At 52.2% G+C, this 19,387-nt stretch carries 16 protein-coding genes and 1 pseudogene; 5 read left to right on the top strand and 12 right to left on the bottom strand.

The window, feature by feature from the left end:
• Positions 1 to 42 precede the first annotated feature (42 nt).
• From dapB to OGV57_RS12995, 8 genes and pseudogenes are all read right to left on the bottom strand, one after another.
• Positions 43 to 864 (bottom strand): 4-hydroxy-tetrahydrodipicolinate reductase, encoded by an 822-nt coding sequence (gene dapB / locus OGV57_RS13030; RefSeq protein ID WP_054528045.1) that lies wholly within the window; start codon positions 862 to 864, stop codon positions 43 to 45.
• 173 nt (positions 865 to 1,037) lie between these two features.
• Positions 1,038 to 1,952, bottom strand: coding sequence for a ribonucleoside hydrolase RihC (rihC, locus tag OGV57_RS13025; protein WP_046670915.1), 915 nt, complete (start codon positions 1,950 to 1,952; stop codon positions 1,038 to 1,040).
• Positions 1,953 to 2,017: 65 nt separating this feature from the next.
• Entirely contained in the window at positions 2,018 to 2,968 is a 951-nt protein-coding gene (gene ispH, locus OGV57_RS13020) for a 4-hydroxy-3-methylbut-2-enyl diphosphate reductase (RefSeq protein WP_003018925.1), read from the bottom strand.
• Between the two features lies 1 nt (position 2,969).
• Positions 2,970 to 3,419 carry an FKBP-type peptidyl-prolyl cis-trans isomerase gene (fkpB, locus tag OGV57_RS13015; protein ID WP_003018929.1) on the bottom strand — a complete coding sequence of 150 codons (450 nt, stop codon included), beginning with the start codon at positions 3,417 to 3,419 and terminating at the stop codon, positions 2,970 to 2,972.
• A gap of 117 nt (positions 3,420 to 3,536) precedes the next feature.
• Positions 3,537 to 4,034, bottom strand: coding sequence for a signal peptidase II (lspA, locus tag OGV57_RS13010; protein ID WP_003018932.1), 498 nt, complete (start codon positions 4,032 to 4,034; stop codon positions 3,537 to 3,539).
• Entirely contained in the window at positions 4,034 to 6,850 is a 2,817-nt protein-coding gene (gene ileS, locus OGV57_RS13005) for an isoleucine--tRNA ligase (RefSeq protein WP_054528044.1), read from the bottom strand. Before ileS ends, lspA begins: the two co-directional genes overlap by 1 nt.
• A gap of 37 nt (positions 6,851 to 6,887) precedes the next feature.
• Entirely contained in the window at positions 6,888 to 7,826 is a 939-nt protein-coding gene (gene ribF, locus OGV57_RS13000) for a bifunctional riboflavin kinase/FAD synthetase (protein WP_054528043.1), read from the bottom strand.
• Between the two features lie 7 nt (positions 7,827 to 7,833).
• Positions 7,834 to 8,037, bottom strand: a pseudogene (locus tag OGV57_RS12995) (DUF2575 domain-containing protein).
• A gap of 117 nt (positions 8,038 to 8,154) precedes the next feature.
• Between OGV57_RS12995 and rpsT the strand changes: the two are divergent.
• From rpsT to OGV57_RS12980, 3 genes are all read left to right on the top strand, one after another.
• Positions 8,155 to 8,418: a 30S ribosomal protein S20 gene (gene rpsT, locus OGV57_RS12990; protein WP_003018940.1), complete on the top strand. Its 264-nt coding sequence runs from the start codon at positions 8,155 to 8,157 to the stop codon at positions 8,416 to 8,418.
• A 463-nt stretch (positions 8,419 to 8,881) separates the two neighbouring features.
• On the top strand, positions 8,882 to 10,255 hold the full coding sequence (locus tag OGV57_RS12985; RefSeq protein ID WP_003837335.1) for an MFS transporter: 1,374 nt from the start codon (positions 8,882 to 8,884) through the stop codon (positions 10,253 to 10,255).
• A 40-nt stretch (positions 10,256 to 10,295) separates the two neighbouring features.
• Positions 10,296 to 12,335 carry a glycoside hydrolase family 31 protein gene (locus OGV57_RS12980; protein WP_054528042.1) on the top strand — a complete coding sequence of 680 codons (2,040 nt, stop codon included), beginning with the start codon at positions 10,296 to 10,298 and terminating at the stop codon, positions 12,333 to 12,335.
• Positions 12,336 to 12,384: 49 nt separating this feature from the next.
• On the opposite strand, the gene nhaR is transcribed toward OGV57_RS12980, so the two are convergent.
• The 4 genes from nhaR to dnaK all read right to left on the bottom strand — a co-directional run bounded on the left by nhaR (position 12,385) and on the right by dnaK (position 17,837).
• On the bottom strand, positions 12,385 to 13,284 hold the full coding sequence (nhaR, locus tag OGV57_RS12975; protein WP_003837333.1) for a transcriptional activator NhaR: 900 nt from the start codon (positions 13,282 to 13,284) through the stop codon (positions 12,385 to 12,387).
• Positions 13,285 to 13,322: 38 nt separating this feature from the next.
• On the bottom strand, positions 13,323 to 14,489 hold the full coding sequence (gene nhaA, locus OGV57_RS12970; protein ID WP_054528041.1) for a Na+/H+ antiporter NhaA: 1,167 nt from the start codon (positions 14,487 to 14,489) through the stop codon (positions 13,323 to 13,325).
• Between the two features lie 206 nt (positions 14,490 to 14,695).
• Complete coding sequence (gene dnaJ / locus OGV57_RS12965; RefSeq protein ID WP_032937497.1) at positions 14,696 to 15,829, bottom strand: molecular chaperone DnaJ; 1,134 nt, start codon at positions 15,827 to 15,829, stop codon at positions 14,696 to 14,698.
• A gap of 85 nt (positions 15,830 to 15,914) precedes the next feature.
• A complete protein-coding gene (gene dnaK / locus OGV57_RS12960) occupies positions 15,915 to 17,837 on the bottom strand; it encodes a molecular chaperone DnaK (RefSeq protein WP_003018959.1) in 1,923 nt (640 codons plus the stop codon).
• A 383-nt stretch (positions 17,838 to 18,220) separates the two neighbouring features.
• On the opposite strand from dnaK, the gene OGV57_RS12955 reads away from it, so the two are divergent.
• Entirely contained in the window at positions 18,221 to 18,625 is a 405-nt protein-coding gene (locus OGV57_RS12955; protein ID WP_003018965.1) for a DUF2541 family protein, read from the top strand.
• A gap of 33 nt (positions 18,626 to 18,658) precedes the next feature.
• A complete protein-coding gene (gene msyB / locus OGV57_RS12950) occupies positions 18,659 to 19,372 on the top strand; it encodes an acidic protein MsyB (protein WP_003837316.1) in 714 nt (237 codons plus the stop codon).
• Positions 19,373 to 19,387 lie beyond the last annotated feature (15 nt).

The following is a 19,387-nucleotide window of genomic DNA, read 5'->3' as shown; positions in this document are numbered from 1 at the left end:
TAATTATGATTACAATAACCACATCACGAAGGGTAGTAAAAGCTATAAATTACGTAAATCAAGCACATCTTTCATATCAAAAAGACCATTTGACTTTGATTTTAGCCAAATTGCCGATCTCACCGCACCGTTAGCAAAGGTCATGCGGCTGGACGCTTTATGCGTGATCTCAATACGCTCGCCAATATCAGCAAACATCGCGGTATGCTCACCAACGATATCCCCCGCCCGCACCGTGGCAAAGCCGATCGTGCCCGGTACGCGCTCGCCGGTGTAACCTTCACGCGAATAGACTGCGCAGTCTTTCAGATCTTTATCCAGCGCCCCGGCAATCGCCTCGCCCATCGCCAGTGCAGTGCCTGACGGCGCATCAACTTTATGGCGGTGGTGGGCTTCAATAATCTCAATATCGGTGTAATCGCCCATCACTTTCGCCGCTTTCTCCAGCAGCTTAAGCATAACGTTCACGCCGACGCTAAAGTTCGCGGCGAAAACGATAGCAATCTCCTGCGCGGCATCACGAATAGCCTGTTTACCCGCGTCATCAAAGCCGGTGGTGCCAATCACCATTCCTTTACCGTACTGGCGGCAAAACGCCAGATGCGTCAGCGTGCCTTCCGGGCGGGTAAAATCGATGAAAACATCAAAATCATCTTTCACCGCTTCAAGGCTACTTTGTACGGTAACGCCCGTTTTCCCGGCTCCCGCTAACTCTCCGGCATCGCTTCCTAATAAGGAGGAACCTTCGCGCTCTAGCGCCGCGCCCAGCTGTACGCCATCCATGCCGAGAGTGGCTTGAATCAACTGACGCCCCATGCGTCCTCCGGCTCCCGCGATGGCAACGCGGATTTGTGCATCATGCATAGCTATTCTCTTTTGTTAATTTTACGTAAATCGTTTTCAGATTAACCAGCGCAACGCTGCACCGCCAGCCGAAAACGTCGATAATTAGAATTTAATGATAAACAGGCAGAGATATCAGTAAAAGGCATGACGCCACGGAAAAAGCAGCGTCATAGGGTTATAAAGCGCGGAGATCAAGGGGCCAGTGTCAGCACCTCTGCCACCCACTGCTGGAAACCTTCAACGTTCAGACCCAGCGCAACCTGCGCATTTGCTGGATGCCCCAGACGTCCTTCGATATCCACCACCGTCGTACCTGAGGTATATTCGCCCTGGGTTTCAACCGCCACGAAACACGACTGCAGGGTAAACAGTTCCGGGCGCACCAGCCAGGCAATGGCACACAGATCGTGCATTCGCAGCCCCGTATTCATACTGCCGCTACGGTAATGGCTAAACAGCGCGTGCAGCATTTTTCCCGTCTGGTTAAGCTGGGGGAGCGTCGCCAGATAGTCCGGGGCGAGCATGGCCTGGTTAGTAACATCCAGCCCACACATCACAATATCCAGCCCGCTCTGGAAGACTTTTGCGGCAGCCTCGGGATCGATAGCAATATTAAACTCGGCGTTGGGTGTGAAGTTCCCGCGCCCGGCAGAGCCGCCCATAATCACCAGACGGTGAATGTTGAATACGCATTCAGGATAATGGGTCAGCAGCAGCGCAATGTTGGTCAGCGGGCCAATTGCCACCAGCGTCACGGGCTGCGGGGCATGCATCAGCGCATCGCGAATCGCCTGGAAGGCGGGTTTTGCCATCGCCTGGCGGTCGTGTTCGACAAATTCATACCCTTCCATACCGGACTCGCCGTGCACGGAAGCGGCATCACGCAGCGGCCGCACCAGCGGCATCGATGCTCCCTGCGCCAGTGGAACATCCGCATTCCAGAAGTGCAGCAGTTGCAACGCATTACGGGTGGTTTTTTCCACCGACACATTGCCTGCTACCGTGGTCATCAGTTGCAGATCCAGCTCAGGGGCAAACAGCGCGGCGGCAATGGCGGCGGCATCATCAATGCCGGGATCGGTATCAAGAATGATCGGTAAGCGCATGGTTTCTCCATAAAAAATGCCAGACGTTAAGTCTGGCATCTTCTCATAATCGTAACCGGAAAGACTTACTCTACTTCACGAACATCCACACGCAGCTCTTTCGGCACTTCGAAAACGATGTTCTCTTCGCGGCCTTCCAGCGGAATAGCTTCCCCACCGCCAAGCTCCTGCAGGCGAGCAATCACGTTTTGCACCAGGATATCCGGCGCCGAGGCTCCGGCCGTCACGCCTACGCACTTCGCCTCTTTCACCCACGCTTCCTGGATGTCGGTCGCATCGTCAATCAAATACGCCGCTTTCCCCATTCGCTGTGCCAGTTCAGCCAGACGGTTGGAGTTAGAGGAGTTCTTCGAGCCGACCACCAGCACAACATCAGCCTGTTCCGCCAGCGCGCGAACCGCCTCCTGACGGTTGGTGGTGGCATAACAGATATCATCTTTACGCGGTCCGACAATTTTCGGGAAGCGTTGACGCAAAGCATCAATAACGTCAGAAGTATCGTCAACGGAGAGCGTGGTCTGCGTCATGAAGGATAATTTGCCTTCATTTTTCACATTCAGTTTCAGCACATCATCTGGTGATTCAACCAGATACATTCCGCCTTGCGGGTTGCTGTACTGGCCCATCGTGCCTTCGACTTCCGGGTGTCCGGCGTGACCAATCAGAATGGATTCTTCGCCACGACGGCTGGCGCGGGCAACTTCCATATGCACTTTCGTGACTAGCGGACAGGTTGCATCAAAAACCGTGAGGTCGCGGCCTTTGGCTTCGTTACGCACCGCCTGAGACACGCCATGAGCGGAGAAAATCAGGATCGCGCCATCCGGCACTTCGCTGATTTGCTCGATAAAAATAGCGCCGCGCTCGCGCAGGCTATCCACCACATAACGGTTATGTACCACTTCATGACGGACATAAATCGGTGCGCCGTAAATAGCCAACGCGTTTTCGACAATGCTGATAGCGCGGTCTACGCCAGCGCAAAAACCGCGCGGGTTGGCCAACAGGATCTGCATTTTACGCCTCCAGTGCCGGTTCGACTTCCAGCACTTCAATATCAAAATGAACGGTATGCCCAGCCAGCGGATGGTTGAAATCAACCGTGATCGAGTCACCGTTGATTTCACGGATCACGCCAGGCATCTCACTGCCGTCCATTGCGGTAAAGAGCATGATAGCGCCAATTTCTGGCTCGCCCGCGTCCATAAATTCCCGACGCGAGAAATACTGAATTAAGTCCGGACTTGATACGCCAAAGGCGGCATCCGGCTCCAGAGCAAAGGTGGTTTTATCGCCTTCTTTTAGCCCCAGCAGGTGTTGCTCCAGTCCTTCAGAAAGAGAACCGTCGCCCAGGCGAAACAGCGCAGGCTTGCCGTTATTGCGGGTTGACTCTGCGGTGGAGCCATCGTCGAGCTTAAGGGTGAAGTGCACCAGCACCGCACTGTTACTCTGTACTGATTTAGACATGCAGGTTGCTCTTTAAAATTGCTGCCGCCTGTCTGCCCGGTGGCGCTACGCTTACCGGGCCTACAAGGATCGCAGTAAATTGTAGGCCGGATTAGCATAGCGCCATCCGGCATTTTTTTATGCGGCTTTTTTCTCTTTCGACGGCAGGAAGCCTTCGAGAACAATCAATGCCGCCCCGATACAGATAGCTGTATCGGCCAGATTGAAGGTCGCGAAATGCCAGTCGCCGACGTAAAAGTCAATCATATCAACCACGAAACCGTGCCACAGGCGGTCAAACAAGTTGCCCAGCGCACCGCCAATGATTAACGCATACGCGATGTTGTTCAGCTTCTGCGTCGCCTTCGAGCGATACATCATCACCATCAGGATGACGCAAATACCGATAGCGATACCGGCAAAGAACCAACGTTGCCAGCCGCCGCTGTCAGCTAAGAAGCTAAACGCCGCACCATAGTTACGCGCGTAGTGCAGATTAAGCGACGGAAACAGCGACACCGTATCCCCCAGAGCAAAGTTCTGGAGGATCAGGTATTTGCTGCCTAAATCGATAATCAGCACGACTACCACCAGCCACAGCCAGCGTAGTCCTGTTGAACAAAGAGGCTTACTCATCAGGCAAACTTACGTTGTTCGCCATCACCGGCGATGTTGCTGACACAGCGTCCGCAGATATCTGCATGTTCCGCCACCTGGCCGACGTCGGTAGTGTAATGCCAGCAGCGCGGGCATTTCTCACCTTCGGCTTTGCTCAGTACGATTTTCAGACCTTTGAGCAGTTCGCTCTGCTGAGCATCAGCAGGAGCAGCCGCATAATCCGCAACCGTCGCACCTGAGGTCAGCAGTACAAAACGCAACTCTTCACCCAGCGCGGTCAGTTTCGCCGCCAGCTCAGGTTCAGCGTACAGGGTCACTGCCGCTTCCAGAGAACCGCCGACTTTCTTATCCGCACGCGCCTGCTCGATAACCTTGTTCACTTCGCCGCGCACTTTCAGCAGCTCGTCCCAGTAGGCATCGTTCATCGCTTCGGTTTCGCCTAAGCCAAACAGACCTTCGTACCATTCACCGGTAAAGACGTACTTCTCACGATCGCCCGGCAGGTAGCCCCAGATTTCATCGGCGGTGAAGGACATGATCGGCGCCATCCAACGAACCAGCGCTTCTGCAATATGGAACAGCGCAGTCTGGCAGCTACGACGCGCCACGCTGTCCGCTTTCGCGGTGTACTGACGGTCTTTGATGATGTCGAGGTAGAACGAACCCATTTCTACGGAGCAGAAGCGCATCAGGCGCTGTACCACTTCGTGGAAGTCATAGGCTTCATAGGCTTTCAGGATTTCGTCCTGCGCCGCTTGCGCACAACCTACCGCCCAACGATCCAGCACCACCATCTCTTCCGGTTTCACCATGTCTTTAACCGGATCGAACCCGTTCAGGTTCGCCAGCAGGAAGCGCGCGGTGTTACGGATACGACGATAGCTGTCGGCAGCACGTTTCAGGATTTCGTCAGAAACGGCCATTTCACCGGTGTAATCGGTAGAAGCAACCCACAGACGCAGAATATCCGCGCCCAGTTTGTTCATCACGTCCTGCGGAGAAACGGTGTTACCGATAGATTTGGACATCTTACGGCCCTGACCATCAACGGTGAAACCGTGGGTCAGTACCTGGCGATAAGGTGCTTTGCCTTTCATGGCGGTGGAGATCATCAAGGAAGACATGAACCAGCCACGGTGCTGGTCAGAACCTTCCAGATACATATCTGCCGCATGGCCCGCAAACTCAGGACGCACATCCACGACGGATGAGTGGGTTGAACCGGAGTCGAACCACACGTCCAGCGTATCCGGGACTTTGACATACTGGTCAGCTTCGTCGCCGAGGATATCTTTCGGATCGAGATCCCACCACGCCTGGATGCCGTCAACTTCAACGCGTTTAGCCACTTCTTCCATCAGTTCGATAGCGCGCGGATGCAGCTCTTCGGTGTCTTTGTGAACAAACAGAGACATCGGCACACCCCACGTACGCTGACGGGAGATACACCAGTCAGGACGGTTGGCAACCATCGATTCAATACGCGCCTGGCCCCAGTCCGGGATCCACTGTACGCCTTTGATCTCTTTCAGCGACTGCGCGCGCAGGCCTTTCTGATCCATGCTGACGAACCACTGCGGGGTCGCACGGAAGATGATCGGTGACTTGTGACGCCAGCAGCATGGGTAGCTGTGCTGCATCTTCTCAACGTGCAGCAGCGCGCCTTTTTCGCTCAGCAGCGCAACGATTTTGTCGTTGGCTTTAAAAACGTTTACACCGTCCAGATCCGGATAGGTACCCGCCAGGTATGCGCCGTCCGGGCCAACCGGGTTAGCGATTTCCAGACCGTATTTCTGGCTGATGACGTAGTCATCCGGACCGTGACCGCCAGCGGTATGGACCGCACCGGTACCCGCGTCCAGCGTAACGTGATCGCCAAGGATAGCCGGCACGTCAAAGCTCATAAACGGATGGGTAAAGCGCAGCAGTTCCAGCTCAGCGCCTTTCACTGTGCCGAGAATGGTGTATTCAGCCGCGCCAATACGCTGCATGACGCTTTCAACCAGATCTTTCGCCAGAATCACAGCCTGGCCGTCAATCTGCACCAGCGCATAGTCAAAATCAGGTGCCAGAGAGATTGCGCGGTTCGCCGGTAACGTCCACGGGGTAGTGGTCCAGATAACCAGAGAGATCGGGCCGTTGACGTCAGAAACGCCAAACTTCGCTTTCACCGCATCCTGATCGGCAGCGTGGAACGCCACGTCGATGGACGGGGAGGTTTTGTCATAATACTCAACTTCCGCTTCCGCCAGCGCGGAACGGCAGTCAACGCACCAGTGCACCGGCTTCGCACCTTTGTGCAGGTGACCGTTGCCGATGATTTTACCCAGCGCACGAATGATGTTGGCTTCAGTTTTGAAGTCCATGGTCAGGTACGGATGCGACCAGTCGCCCAGTACGCCAAGACGGATAAAGTCTTTACGCTGACCATCAACCTGGGTCGCTGCGTATTCACGGCACTTGGCGCGGAACTCAGCAGCGGTGAACTTCTCGCCCGGCTTGCCGTATTCCTGCTCTACTTTCAGCTCGATCGGCAGACCGTGGCAGTCCCAGCCCGGAACGTACGGCGAGTCATAGCCCGTGAGTCCTTTGGACTTCACGATAATGTCTTTCAGAATCTTATTAACCGAGTGACCAATATGAATGCTGCCATTCGCATAAGGAGGGCCATCATGCAGAATGAAGGTTTTTTTGCCTTTTTTGGCCGCACGAATGATGCCGTACAGGTCATCATCAGTCCAACGCGCCAGCATTCCCGGTTCGCGCTTGGCGAGATCGCCGCGCATCGGGAACCCTGTTTCCGGCAAATTCAGGGTTGATTTATAGTCACTCATCAGATTCTCGGTTCCGTATTTAAAACTCGTATAGGCATTAAGCCGGTTTTGTTAGCCCAAAAAATTCACGGGCAGTCAACTCATCACGCGCAATCTGCGCTTTTAGTTCATCCAGCGAGGCAAATCGCTGTTCGCTGCGTATTTTTTTACGCAGTACTACATCTATATGGCGACCATACAGGTCCATTACAACGTCCAATAGATGCACTTCCAACTGCTGGCGTACGCCTGCTACCGTCGGGCGGGTGCCGATGTTGGCGACGCCGGGCAACGGTTTGTCACCCAGTCCCATCACTTCAACCGCATAAACACCTTTCACCGGAGAAACCTGACGACGAAGCGGTAAGTTTGCCGTCGGAAAACCGATGGTGCGCCCTAACTCATCACCGTGAACGACGCGTCCTGAGATAGTAAAAGGATGCCCAAGCAGGCTTTCGGCCAGTTGCAGGTTATCTTCGGCCAGCGCCTGACGTACTGCGGTGCTGCTGATACGCACACCGCCTTCACAGAAGGTTTGGGTGCTGGTGATATCAAAACCATACTCAGCGCCCGCTTCCTGTAATAACAAGAAATCGCCCGCACGGCTAGCGCCAAAGCGGAAATCATCGCCAACGGCAAGAAATTGTACACCAAGGCGCTTCACCAGCAGGTCGCTGATGAAGGTCTGTGCCGTTAATGCGGCGAAACGCCTGTCAAAACGCACACACAGCACGTAGTCCACACCGCATTCGGCCAGATAACGCAGTTTTTCCCGCAGGCGGGTAAGGCGCGCAGGTGACTTGTCCGTCGCAAACAGTTCCAGCGGCTGTGGCTCGAAAATCATTACCACCACCGGTAAATTGCGTTTGCGCCCTTCTTCCTGTAAGCCTTGCAGCAACGCACGGTGGCCACGGTGCACACCGTCGAAATTACCAATAGTCAGCACACACCCATGCGGGGCCTGGCTGAGATTATGTATGCCTCGTATCAGCTTCATGTCTGGCTCAAAACAGTGAAAATCGTGAAAGTATACCCTGTACCGCGGTCAAGGTTAACCGGCGATTGTTTCTACGAAACAGAAAGAGGATGGTTTTCATTGTTATGAAACAAATTGACGCCCTTCACGGGTACACCAATGCAATTTTTCTCGTCGAAAAGCTGTATTCACGCCACGCAAGCTGGTAGAATCCTGCGCCATCACTACGCAACGAGTGCTGGAATTTAAACGGCGCTTATTTGCACAAATCCATTGACAAAAGAAGGCTAAAAGGGCATATTCCTCGGCCTTTGAATTGTCCATATAGAACACATTTGGGAGTTGGACCTTGGCTAATATCAAATCAGCTAAGAAGCGCGCCGTTCAGTCTGAAAAGGCCCGCAAGCACAACGCTAGCCGTCGCTCTATGATGCGTACTTTCATCAAGAAAGTATACGCAGCTATCGAAGCTGGCGACAAAGCTACTGCACTGAAAGCATTTAACGAAATGCAACCAATCGTGGACCGTCAGGCTGCTAAAGGTCTGATCCACAAAAACAAAGCTGCACGTCATAAAGCAAACCTGACTGCACAGATCAACAAACTGGCTTAATCGCCTGCTTGTTGACGCTTTGTGAAAAAACCCGCGAAAGCGGGTTTTTTTATGCCTGCTATCTGGCGTTTTTCTCTTCAACCACTGATGTTGTTCTCACTCGCCCACGCTCTTCCTGACCAGCCTGTTTTTTCAGCTATCCCTCCCTTAGTTAGTCGCGTCGCGTAATACTTGAAAGTTATTTTCTTTCACTGTTTTCCTTTTTTTATTTCATTATTAAAAAAACTGTGACCACCTTAGCAAATAGAAACATCGCTCATTCAAAAACGAATAAACGCAATCCTGATGTAAGATTTGATAATTGATTGCTGCGGTAGGGTCAACTACTTTCCATGTACACCTTACTCACTCATTTTAATCTGAGGTTAAATTCAGTAACGACATAAAAAATAATATTTAAAACTTGCTTGGAAAGTAAAAGTTGTTTTTCTGGGCGTATCGCACCAATATCGGAGTTATTATTATGAGTTCTGTTATTGAGGATACCCAGTCTTGCGGGTCAGCATCATTATCTTTACTACAGCGTATTAGCTACGGCTCTTTGGATGTGGCAGGTAATCTACTGTACTGTTTCGGCTCAACCTACATCTTATATTTCTACACTGACGTTGCGGGTATTAGTCTCGCCGTAGCAGGTGTCATCCTGCTGTTGGCGCGTATCGTAGATGGTATAGATGCCCCAATCTGGGGGATCATTATCGATAAAACACGTTCACGTTACGGTAAATGTCGTCCCTGGTTCTTATGGCTACCGCTGCCTTTTGGTGTATTCAGCGCGCTGTCATTTTGGTCTCCAGATATCAGCATGACAGGAAAAGCCATATATGCAGCAATATCCTACATGATTGCCAGCATTTTATTTACCGGACTCAATACACCGCTCAGCGCAATATTACCTCTAATGACACTGTCCCCTAAGGAACGGCTGGTATTAAATTCCTGGAGAATGACCGGGGGACAAATTGGGGTTTTATTAATGAATGCCACAGCATTACCCCTGGTTGCATTTTTAGGTAACGGAAATGATCATGCCGGATTTATTTACACGGCGATTCTGTTTGCTGCGATATCCTGTTCGCTAACGCTTTTCGCCTTTAAAAATATCCGCGAAATGGATGCGGATAAAATACAGCAAGAACCCAAACTGCCGATGAAAAAAAGTTTCACGGCAATGAAAGGTAACTGGCCATGGATCCTGATGGTGCTGGCCAATCTGATCTTCTGGATTGCCCTGCAACAGCGGTCCACAACCATTGTTTATTATCTGACCTACAACCTCGATCGCAAAGACCTGGTTCCGCTGATTAACAGTCTGGCGACGATTCAGATCCTGTTCATCATCGCCATCCCTTTCTTTAGCAAATTCCTGGCTAAAACCTGGATATGGGTAGGAGGCTTGCTGGTCGCCACGTTCGGCGGCGTCTTGATGTGGCTGGCGGCGGACAACATACCTTTCCTCATCGCGGCCTGGGTGCTCGGCAATATCGGTAGCGGAATCGCCTGCTCAATGCCGTTTGCCATGTTGGGCTTTGCCGTCGACTTCGGTGCCTGGAAAACGGGCATTAAGGCCACGGGCATTCTTATCGCCTTCGGCAGTACTTTCTGCATCAAGATGGGCAGTGGTCTGGGTACCGCTTTCGCCGCCTGGATCATGAACAGTTTTGGCTATGTCCCGAACCATGCCCAAAGCGCTGCGGGCTTGGAAGGCATTACCTGGGCTTTTATCTGGGCGCCCGCCCTACTCTTCGCACTCGCGGCGATCCCGCTACTTTTCTTCCGTAAGTACGAAGCAATGGAAGAGACGATTCGCCACGATCTGGAAACCATCACCCAATAACTTTCTTAATCTTTACCCTCAAAATATGGGAGGCACCACCATGCCATTTGTGCAACATGACCCGCATCGTCTGGTCTGGCAGCAAAACGATCGCTATTTGTGGATTGAACCCTGGGGCGAGAACAGCCTGCGCGTACGCAGTGGTCGTCATCTGCCGGTAATGAGAAATGAAGACTGGGCATTGACTGAGCCAGTCGCAGAAAGCCACTGCCACATCGATTATGAGCACCACCAGGCGACACTGACCAACGGCAAAATTATCGCTATCGTCAATCAAAAAGGACAAGTTACCTTTTACCGTCATCCACACAAACCCCTGTTGCAGGAGTTCTGGCGCCTGCGGGGCGAAATTGGCGAGGATGAATCTTCTCACGGCCAGTACGTCAGCGCACTCAACCTTGAGGGACGCGAATTCCGCCCTATTCAGGGTGGAAAATATTCACTTAAAGCCCGCTTCGAAGCCACCGAAGGGGAAAAAGTTTACGGTATGGGCCAATATCAGCAGACCAATCTGGATCTCAAAGGATGCGTGCTCGAACTGGCCCAGCGCAACTCTCAGGCCTCGGTGCCCTTTATGCTCTCAAGCCTGGGCTACGGATTTTTATGGAATAACCCTGCGGTCGGCCGCGTGACGTTCGCCCACAACGTGACCGAGTGGGAAGCTCAAATCAGCGAGCAGCTGGACTACTGGATCACCGCTGGCGATACCCCGGCAGAAATTAGCCGGGCGTATGCGCTCGCCACGGGCACGCCACCAATGATGCCGGATTACGCCATGGGCTTCTGGCAGTGCAAGTTACGTTATCGCACTCAGGAGGAGTTGCTCGCCGTCGCCCGCGAGTACAAACGGCGCAATCTCCCCATCTCGGTAATCGTGATCGATTTCTTCCACTGGCCAAATCAGGGGGACTGGATGTTCGACTCGCGGGACTGGCCCGATCCCGATGCCATGATCGCCGAACTGAAATCACTGGGTATCGAACTGATGGTATCCGTGTGGCCAACCGTGGATAGCCGAACCGAGAGTTATCGGGAGATGCGCGAAAACGGCTGGCTGGTGCAAACAGAGCGCGGATTGCCGATTAATATGGATTTCCTCGGCAATACCACTTTCTTTGATGCCACCCATCCCGACGCTCGCGACTACGTCTGGGGTAAAGCAAAACGCAACTATTACGATAAAGGCGTGAAGCTCTTCTGGCTTGACGAAGCCGAGCCGGAGTTCAGCGTTTACGACTACGATAATTATCGCTACCACGCCGGACCGGTGCTGGAAGTGGGCAATATCTACCCGCGAATGTACGCCAAAACCTTTTTTGACGGCATGAAAGCCGATGGCGAAGACCAGGTGATCAACCTGCTGCGCTGCGCCTGGGCCGGAAGTCAGAAATACGGCGCGCTGGTCTGGTCAGGTGATATCCACTCATCGTTTCGTTCTCTGCGCAATCAGTTTGCCGCCGGGATGAACATGGGGATTGCAGGTATCCCGTGGTGGACAACAGATATTGGCGGCTTTCATGGCGGCAATATTCACGACCCACACTTTCATGAGTTGCTGATTCGCTGGTTCCAGTGGGGCGTGTTTAGCCCAGTGATGCGACTGCACGGCAACCGCGATCCGCAGATTTTACCAGAACATCCTTACCGTGATGGTATTGCCCAGTGTCCGACCGGTGCGGCAAACGAAGTGTGGAGCTATGGTGAAGAGGTGTGCGAAGTGTTGACTGGCTGTCTGACGTTGCGAGAAAAGTTAAGGCCGTACATCAAAGCGGTGATGGCGGAAACACACGAACGCAATGCCCCGGTTATGCGCACCCTGTTTTTTGAATTCCCAGAACAGACAAGGAGTTGGGAGATTACCGACCAGTACTGTTTTGGCCCCGACCTGCTGGTTGCGCCCGTCATGCTTGAAGGCATGCGCGAGCGTGACGTTTGGCTACCGGAAGGTGAAACATGGACGGATCTTGCAACCGGCGAGAGCTATCAGGGAGGACAAACGCTGCGCTATGACGCTCCCCTGAACAGAATTCCGGTATTTATCCGCGAAGGTGGGCAGTATCGTAATATGTTGAAACTGTAGTCACAGTCCGGCTGCGGTTAGTACACCGCAGCCGGCAACATGAAGGCGTTTAGACTTGTGGCGACTTGAACAGTGCTGAGTAGTCCGTATTGCAAATACGCTGCACCGCCGGATGCTGGATCATCCTTTCCGCAAATATGGCGTGATACTCCTCCATCACATTCTCTACGCGTCCAATTTCTACAATAGAATCATCGGCATAGAAATTGTGTGAATACAGCGTAGGCGCAACGAAAATGGCATTATGCGTTGCGCCAAACGCTTTCATCAGCGCAGCGTCATCAAACTCGCCGAGGATTTCGACATTCAATCCTTGTGAGTTGATCCAATTCAGCAGCTTACGACCGAGCATTGAACGACGTCCAGGGATCAGTAATCGACGCTCCTCAAGGCAGGCCGGGAAGGGTTTTTCAGGCAACGGTTTGGTGCACCAAAAACTCACGCTGCATTCGCCTATCCGCACTGAGAACAGCCCTTCCTGCTGCGTAGAGTCGATCGGGCAGTCGGAGATAATCATATCCAGCTTATGCTGACTGAGTTGATCCAACAGCATCTCATGTGTTGACTCAAAACAACGCAGATGGATTTGTTCATCTTCAACCACAGCGGCATCCAGCACGCTACTGACCAACTGCTTCGATAGCGCATCCGCCACGCCGACATCAAACAGTAAATTAGACTCTTTGCGGTAGTTCACGATATCCAGCATTTCCTGGCTTAAGGTGAACATCTTATCCGCATAACGAAAAACCAATTCGCCTAACTCACTAGGCTCCAGTCCACGCCCCTTGCGCTTGAACAGCTTTCCCTGCAAACGTTCCTCAAGCGCTTTAATCTGTCCGGTAATGGTTTGCGGCGTCAGATAAAGCGCTTCTGCAGCGCCAACCACCGAACCTTCTTTATAGACATGCCAAAAGTAGTACAGGTGGTTGTAGTTTATATGAGACATACTCACTCCCTGAAAATTGTCACAAAAGGGTTATCCCGTCAGGCTGACGCGTTCAACCGGGTGCGTAACCAGCAGTAACCTATTACCGCCGACAGCAAGGAACCGATCAGGATCCCCAGTTTCGCCCAGTTAATCAGCTCAGGATCGACGTTCCCAAACGCCAGGCTGGCGATAAAAATCGACATCGTAAAGCCAATGCCGCACAGAATGCCGACCGCCATAATCTGCTGGAAATTCGTTCCCTCTGGCAATTGCGCCACCTTGAGGCGTAACGCCAGCCAGCAAAACAGACTGATACCCAACGGTTTACCGATCAACAAACCAGCAATGATCCCCAGCGGTAACACCGAGGTCAGTCCATCAATAGTAACGCCCTGCAGTGAAACGCCCGCGTTGGCGAAGGCAAACAGTGGCAGGATCAGGTATGCCACCCATGGATGCAGAACATGCTCCAGTCGCTTCGCCGGTGAACGCCCGTGTTTTTCCTTTAACGGAATGAAGAAACCGACGATCACGCCAGCCAGCGTCGCATGCACGCCGGACTTCAGTACCGCAGTCCACAGCACCACGCCAACCAGAATATAAATCCCGGTACGTCTCACTCCGCACAGATTCAATGCCGCCAGAACGAGGATCGCGCACGCGGCAACCCCCAGCGACAACAGCGAGAGATCGCTGGTATAGAACAGCGCGATAATTACGATAGCACCGAGGTCATCGATAATCGCCAGCGCCATCAGGAATATTTTCAACGCCAGCGGTACACGGCTGCCCAACAGCGCCAGCACGCCTAATGCAAAAGCGATATCCGTTGCCGCCGGGATCGCCCACCCTTCACTGGTGATGGGATCGGCATAGTTGAATGCCAGGTACAGCAGCGCCGGGACAATCATGCCCCCGATAGCGGCAATGATCGGAAACGCTGCCTGACGCAGGCTGGCCAGCGAGCCTTGCATCAACTCGCGCTTCACCTCCAGACCAATCAACAGGAAGAACACCGCCATCAAAGCGTCGTTGATCCACAGCAGCATATTTTTGTTGATCTCAAGCGCGCCAACCCGCAGTTGAACGGGCGTTTCCAAAAAGGCGTGGTACCATCCACTGGTTACCCCGATGTTTGCCATCAGCATAGCGACCACGGCAGCGATGATCAGAATGATGCCCCCCGAGGCGTCACTACTAAAAAAACGATGCAGATGTTTCACTTTTATTCTCTCTATTGGGTGAATACTTCGTAAATACTATCTTACACCCTCAAAAAGCTCGTTAAAATTAGATTATTTGTGATTGATAGATCGGTTTTTACGACCTATTCAGATAAAGTCGATAAAGATTTTCCGAGCGGAAAACAGAAATAAAAAAGCCTGAGGCTTTTCAGTCCCAGGCTTTTTATTCGAGATAAAACGGCGAATTAGCGAGTCAGATCGTCAAAGAACTTCTTCACACCGTCGAAGAAACTTTTGGAGCGCGGACTGTTTTGTTCACCCGTCGGGCCGCCAAAACTGTCCTGCAAATCTTTCAGCAGTTGCTTCTGCTTGTCATTCAGGCCAACAGGGGTTTCCACTACCACGCGGCAAAGCAGGTCTCCCTGAGCGCCACCGCGTACAGACTTGACGCCCTTTCCACGCATGCGGAAAAGTTTGCCAGTTTGCGTTTCGCCCGGAATTTTTAGCTTCACGCGACCATCCAGCGTCGGGACTTCAATCTCGCCGCCCAGAGCAGCCATCGCAAAGTTAATCGGCACTTCGCAGTAGAGGTTATTGCCTTCACGTTCGAAAATTGGGTGTTGTTTTACCTGCACCTGAACGTACAAATCACCTGCTGGCGCGCCATGCTCACCGGCTTCGCCTTCACCAGACAAACGGATACGGTCGCCGGTATCAACCCCTGCCGGGATTTTAACAGACAGCGTTTTGCTCTTCTCAACGCGACCATGCCCGTGGCATTTGTTGCACGGATCTTTGATCAGCGTACCGCGGCCCTGACAGTGTGGACAGGTCTGCTGTACGGCAAAAAAGCCCTGACGCATCTGCACCTGACCGGAACCGTGACAGGTTGGACAGGTTTGCGGCTGAGTGCCCACCTTCGCGCCGCTACCGTGGCAGACGTCACACTCTTCCAGAGTCGGAATACGGATCTCTTTGGTGACGCCACGCACGGCTTCTTCCAGAGTGAGATCCATGTTGTAACGTAAATCAGCACCACGTGAGGCGCGCTGACGACCACGACCGCCGCCAAAGATATCGCCAAACACGTCACCAAAGATATCGCTGAAGTCAGCCCCGCCGCCAAAACCGCCGCCGCCGCCCATACCGCCTTGCTCAAACGCAGCATGACCGTACTGATCGTAGGCCGCACGTTTTTGCGCATCGGTCAGGATCTCGTACGCTTCTTTGATCTCTTTAAACTTGGCTTCGGCCTCTTTATCACCCTGGTTGCGGTCCGGGTGATATTTCATGGCCAGGCGCTTGTAGGCCTTTTTGATTTCACGCTCTTCCGCTGATTTGGAAACGCCTAAAATCTCGTAATAGTCTTGCTTAGCCATCTCTTTTTATCTGCCCCTAACATGCGTGCACGGGCGGAGAGGAAACCTCTTCGCCCGTGCCAGTAATTACCCGTTCAAAGGGCGATTATTTTTTGTCTTTCACTTCTTCAAACTCGGCGTCGACAACGTCGTCATCTTTCGCGTTATTTGCAGAAGCATCAGCGCCTGCTGCACCAGCCTGTTGCTGTGCGTGCTGCTGCTGAGCGATTTCCATCAGTTTCTGGGAAACCTGTGCCAGCGCCTGCATTTTCGCTTCGATATCCGCTTTGTCTTCACCTTTCAGAGAAGTTTCCAGCGCGGTCAGTGCAGACTCGATGGCAGTTTTGTCGTCAGCCGGCAGTTTGTCGCCTGCTTCTTCAACCTGCTTGCGAGTGCTGTGCAGCAGATGGTCACCCTGGTTACGGGTCTGAACCAGCTCTTCAAACTTACGGTCAGATTCTGCGTTCGCTTCTGCTTCGCGAACCATTTTCTGAATTTCTTCTTCGTTCAGACCAGAAGAAGCCTTGATGGTGATCTTCTGCTCTTTACCGCTGTTTTTGTCTTTCGCGGAAACGTGCAGGATACCGTCGGCATCGATGTCAAAAGTAACTTCGATCTGCGGCATACCGCGCGGAGCCGGGCTGATGCCATCCAGGTTAAACTGACCCAGATCTTTGTTATCAGCAGCGCGTTTACGTTCACCCTGCAGCACGTGGATGGTTACCGCAGACTGGTTGTCTTCAGCGGTAGAGAACACCTGGCTGTGCTTGGTCGGGATAGTGGTGTTTTTCGCGATCAGCGGAGTCATTACGCCACCCATGGTTTCGATACCCAGAGACAGCGGGGTAACGTCCAGCAGCAGCACGTCTTTAACATCACCGGTCAATACACCACCCTGAACAGCAGCACCGATTGCTACGGCTTCGTCCGGGTTAACGTCTTTACGCGGTTCTTTACCGAAGAACTCAGCAACTTTCTTCTGCACCATCGGCATACGCGTCTGACCACCAACGAGGATAACGTCGTTGATATCAGATACGGACAGGCCAGCATCCTGCAGAGCAACTTTCAGCGGCTCGATAGAACGGTTAACCAGGTCTTCAACCAGGCTTTCCAGTTTCGCACGGGTCACTTTGATGTTCATGTGTTTCGGACCGGTCGCGTCTGCAGTGATGTACGGCAGGTTCACGTCGGTCTGCTGAGCGGAAGACAGCTCGATCTTCGCTTTCTCAGCGGCTTCTTTCAGACGCTGCATCGCCAGCGGGTCATTACGCAGGTCGATACCCTGATCTTTCTTAAACTCATCAACCAGGTAGTTGATCATACGGCTGTCGAAGTCTTCACCACCCAGGTGGGTATCACCGTTGGTTGCCAGAACTTCGAAGGTTTTTTCGCCGTCAACTTCGTCGATTTCGATAATAGAGATATCGAAAGTACCACCACCAAGGTCATATACCGCGATAGTACGGTTGCCGACTTCTTTATCCAGACCGTAAGCCAACGCAGCTGCGGTTGGTTCGTTGATGATACGTTTTACTTCCAGACCTGCGATACGACCGGCGTCTTTAGTTGCCTGACGCTGAGCATCGTTAAAGTATGCAGGTACGGTGATAACTGCTTCAGTTACCGGCTCACCCAGGTAATCTTCAGCCGTTTTCTTCATTTTTTTCAGCACTTCAGCAGAAATCTGCGGCGGTGCCAGTTTCTGACCTTTTACGTCAATCCATGCATCACCGTTGTCAGCACCGATGATTTTGTACGGCATGATGGCTTCATCACGCTGTACTTCTTCGTCCTGGAAGCGGCGGCCAATCAGGCGTTTAATCGCAAACAGGGTGTTTTGCGGGTTTGTCACTGCCTGACGTTTAGCCGGCTGACCAACCAGAGTTTCACCATCCTGGGTATAAGCAATGATAGAAGGCGTGGTGCGATCGCCCTCGGCGTTCTCCAGCACACGTGCAGTAGTGCCATCCATAATCGCTACACAAGAGTTGGTAGTACCCAGGTCGATACCAATAATTTTACCCATCTAAACGTCTCCACTAAAAATTCGGTCATCATGTGGTTGTGAATCTGTAATAAGGGCGAAACGTGCGGTTTCAACTACCCTGAATCGTTTTTTTTCAGACTCACCACTGCGGTTGCTTACAAGATGGGGTCGTAACCCACGTCATCAAGGGGGGCATGAAAATTTTTTTTAGCCTTGTGGCAATAAAATCGCAGAAAAAAGGCTAAAAGATTAAAAAATGAATAGTCTCAAATCAAAATTAATTCATAAAACAGATAAATTCAGCACAGCCATTCACATAAAAATTGTAATAAAAAGAAAAGATTACAAGCATGAATCATGATTCTGACAGCGGTAAGATGGTCTGAAACGACACACTTTTACAGCCGTCAAAGAGAAATTCCATGAAATCCGTATTAACCCTTTCCGCCAGCCTGCTTATGGGCCTGCTGCTGAGCAGCGCCGCACACGCTAACGATCATAAAGTCCTCGGCGTGATCGCCATGCCTCGTAATGAAACCAACGATCTAACGCTGAAACTTCCTGTTTGCCGCGTGGTGAAACGCATTCAACTTACGGCCGATCATGGTGATTTACAGCTCAGTGGTGCATCGGTTTATTTCAAAGCTGCCCGCATGTCCAGCCAGAGTCTGAACGTGCCTTCCTCCATCAAAGAAGGGCAAACGACCAATTGGATCAACATCAATAGCGACAACGACAATAAGCGCTGCGTGAAAAAAATTACCTTCTCCGGCCATACGGTGAACTCTTCTGATATGGCGACGCTGAAAATCATCGGCGACGACTAATTCCCCATACTTTTATTCAAAAGCCATAGAAACATGAATGTCACCTATTTGAATGACGACGATCTCGATTTTCTTCAGCATTGCAGTGAGGAGCAGCTCGCCAATATTACCCGCCTGCTTACACATAATGAAAAGGGGAAAGCCCGTCTGTCGAGCGTTCTCAACCACAACGATTTATTTAAATCGATGGAAGGACATCCGGAACAGCACCGCCGCAACTGGCAACTGATTGCTGGCGAACTGCAGCATTATGGGGGCGACAGCATTGCCAATAAACTCCGTGGACATGGAAAACTGTATCGGGCGATTTTGCTGGACGTTTCGAAGCGTCTGAAGATTAAAGCTGATAAAGAGATGTCCACGTTCGAAATTGAACAGTCTCTGCTGGAGCACTTTTTACGCAACGCCTGGCAAAAAATGGATGCCGGACAAAAGCAGGAATTTCTGCAGGCTGTCGATGCAAAAGTTTCTGAACTGGAAGAACTGCTACCGTTATTATTGAAGGATCGTCACCTGGCAAAAGGCGTCTCTCACCTGCTCTCCGGCCAGTTAACCAAAATTCTGCGAACCCACGCCGCCGTCAGCGTAATCGGGCACGGATTACTGCGCGGAGCCGGACTTGGCGGCCCGGTAGGTGCGGCTTTAAACGGGGTTAAAGCGGTGAGCGGCAGCGCTTATCGGGTGACGATCCCAGCTGTACTCCACATTGCCTGCCTGCGCAGAATGTTCAACCACGCACAAGCGTGATGCCCATCACAGGGA

The sequence above is a fragment of the Citrobacter sp. Cf087 genome (genome assembly GCF_030334285.1).
GTDB classification, from domain to species: domain Bacteria; phylum Pseudomonadota; class Gammaproteobacteria; order Enterobacterales; family Enterobacteriaceae; genus Citrobacter; species Citrobacter freundii.
The sequence above is the reverse complement of the archived record's forward strand: the minus strand, read 5'-3'. Positions and strand labels throughout refer to the sequence as shown.

Bases quoted from the DNA above. Each gene is read 5' to 3' on its own strand.
- dapB (WP_054528045.1), bottom strand. From the start codon at position 864: ATGCATGATGCACAAATCCGCGTTGCCATCGCGGGAGCCGGAGGACGC.
- rihC (WP_046670915.1), bottom strand. From the start codon at position 1,952: ATGCGCTTACCGATCATTCTTGATACCGATCCCGGCATTGATGATGCC.
- ispH (WP_003018925.1), bottom strand. From the start codon at position 2,968: ATGCAGATCCTGTTGGCCAACCCGCGCGGTTTTTGCGCTGGCGTAGAC.
- fkpB (WP_003018929.1), bottom strand. From the start codon at position 3,419: ATGTCTAAATCAGTACAGAGTAACAGTGCGGTGCTGGTGCACTTCACC.
- lspA (WP_003018932.1), bottom strand. From the start codon at position 4,034: ATGAGTAAGCCTCTTTGTTCAACAGGACTACGCTGGCTGTGGCTGGTG.
- ileS (WP_054528044.1), bottom strand. From the start codon at position 6,850: ATGAGTGACTATAAATCAACCCTGAATTTGCCGGAAACAGGGTTCCCG.
- ribF (WP_054528043.1), bottom strand. From the start codon at position 7,826: ATGAAGCTGATACGAGGCATACATAATCTCAGCCAGGCCCCGCATGGG.
- OGV57_RS12985 (WP_003837335.1), top strand. From the start codon at position 8,882: ATGAGTTCTGTTATTGAGGATACCCAGTCTTGCGGGTCAGCATCATTA.
- OGV57_RS12980 (WP_054528042.1), top strand. From the start codon at position 10,296: ATGCCATTTGTGCAACATGACCCGCATCGTCTGGTCTGGCAGCAAAAC.
- nhaR (WP_003837333.1), bottom strand. From the start codon at position 13,284: ATGTCTCATATAAACTACAACCACCTGTACTACTTTTGGCATGTCTAT.
- dnaJ (WP_032937497.1), bottom strand. From the start codon at position 15,829: ATGGCTAAGCAAGACTATTACGAGATTTTAGGCGTTTCCAAATCAGCG.
- dnaK (WP_003018959.1), bottom strand. From the start codon at position 17,837: ATGGGTAAAATTATTGGTATCGACCTGGGTACTACCAACTCTTGTGTA.
- OGV57_RS12955 (WP_003018965.1), top strand. From the start codon at position 18,221: ATGAAATCCGTATTAACCCTTTCCGCCAGCCTGCTTATGGGCCTGCTG.
- msyB (WP_003837316.1), top strand. From the start codon at position 18,659: ATGAATGTCACCTATTTGAATGACGACGATCTCGATTTTCTTCAGCAT.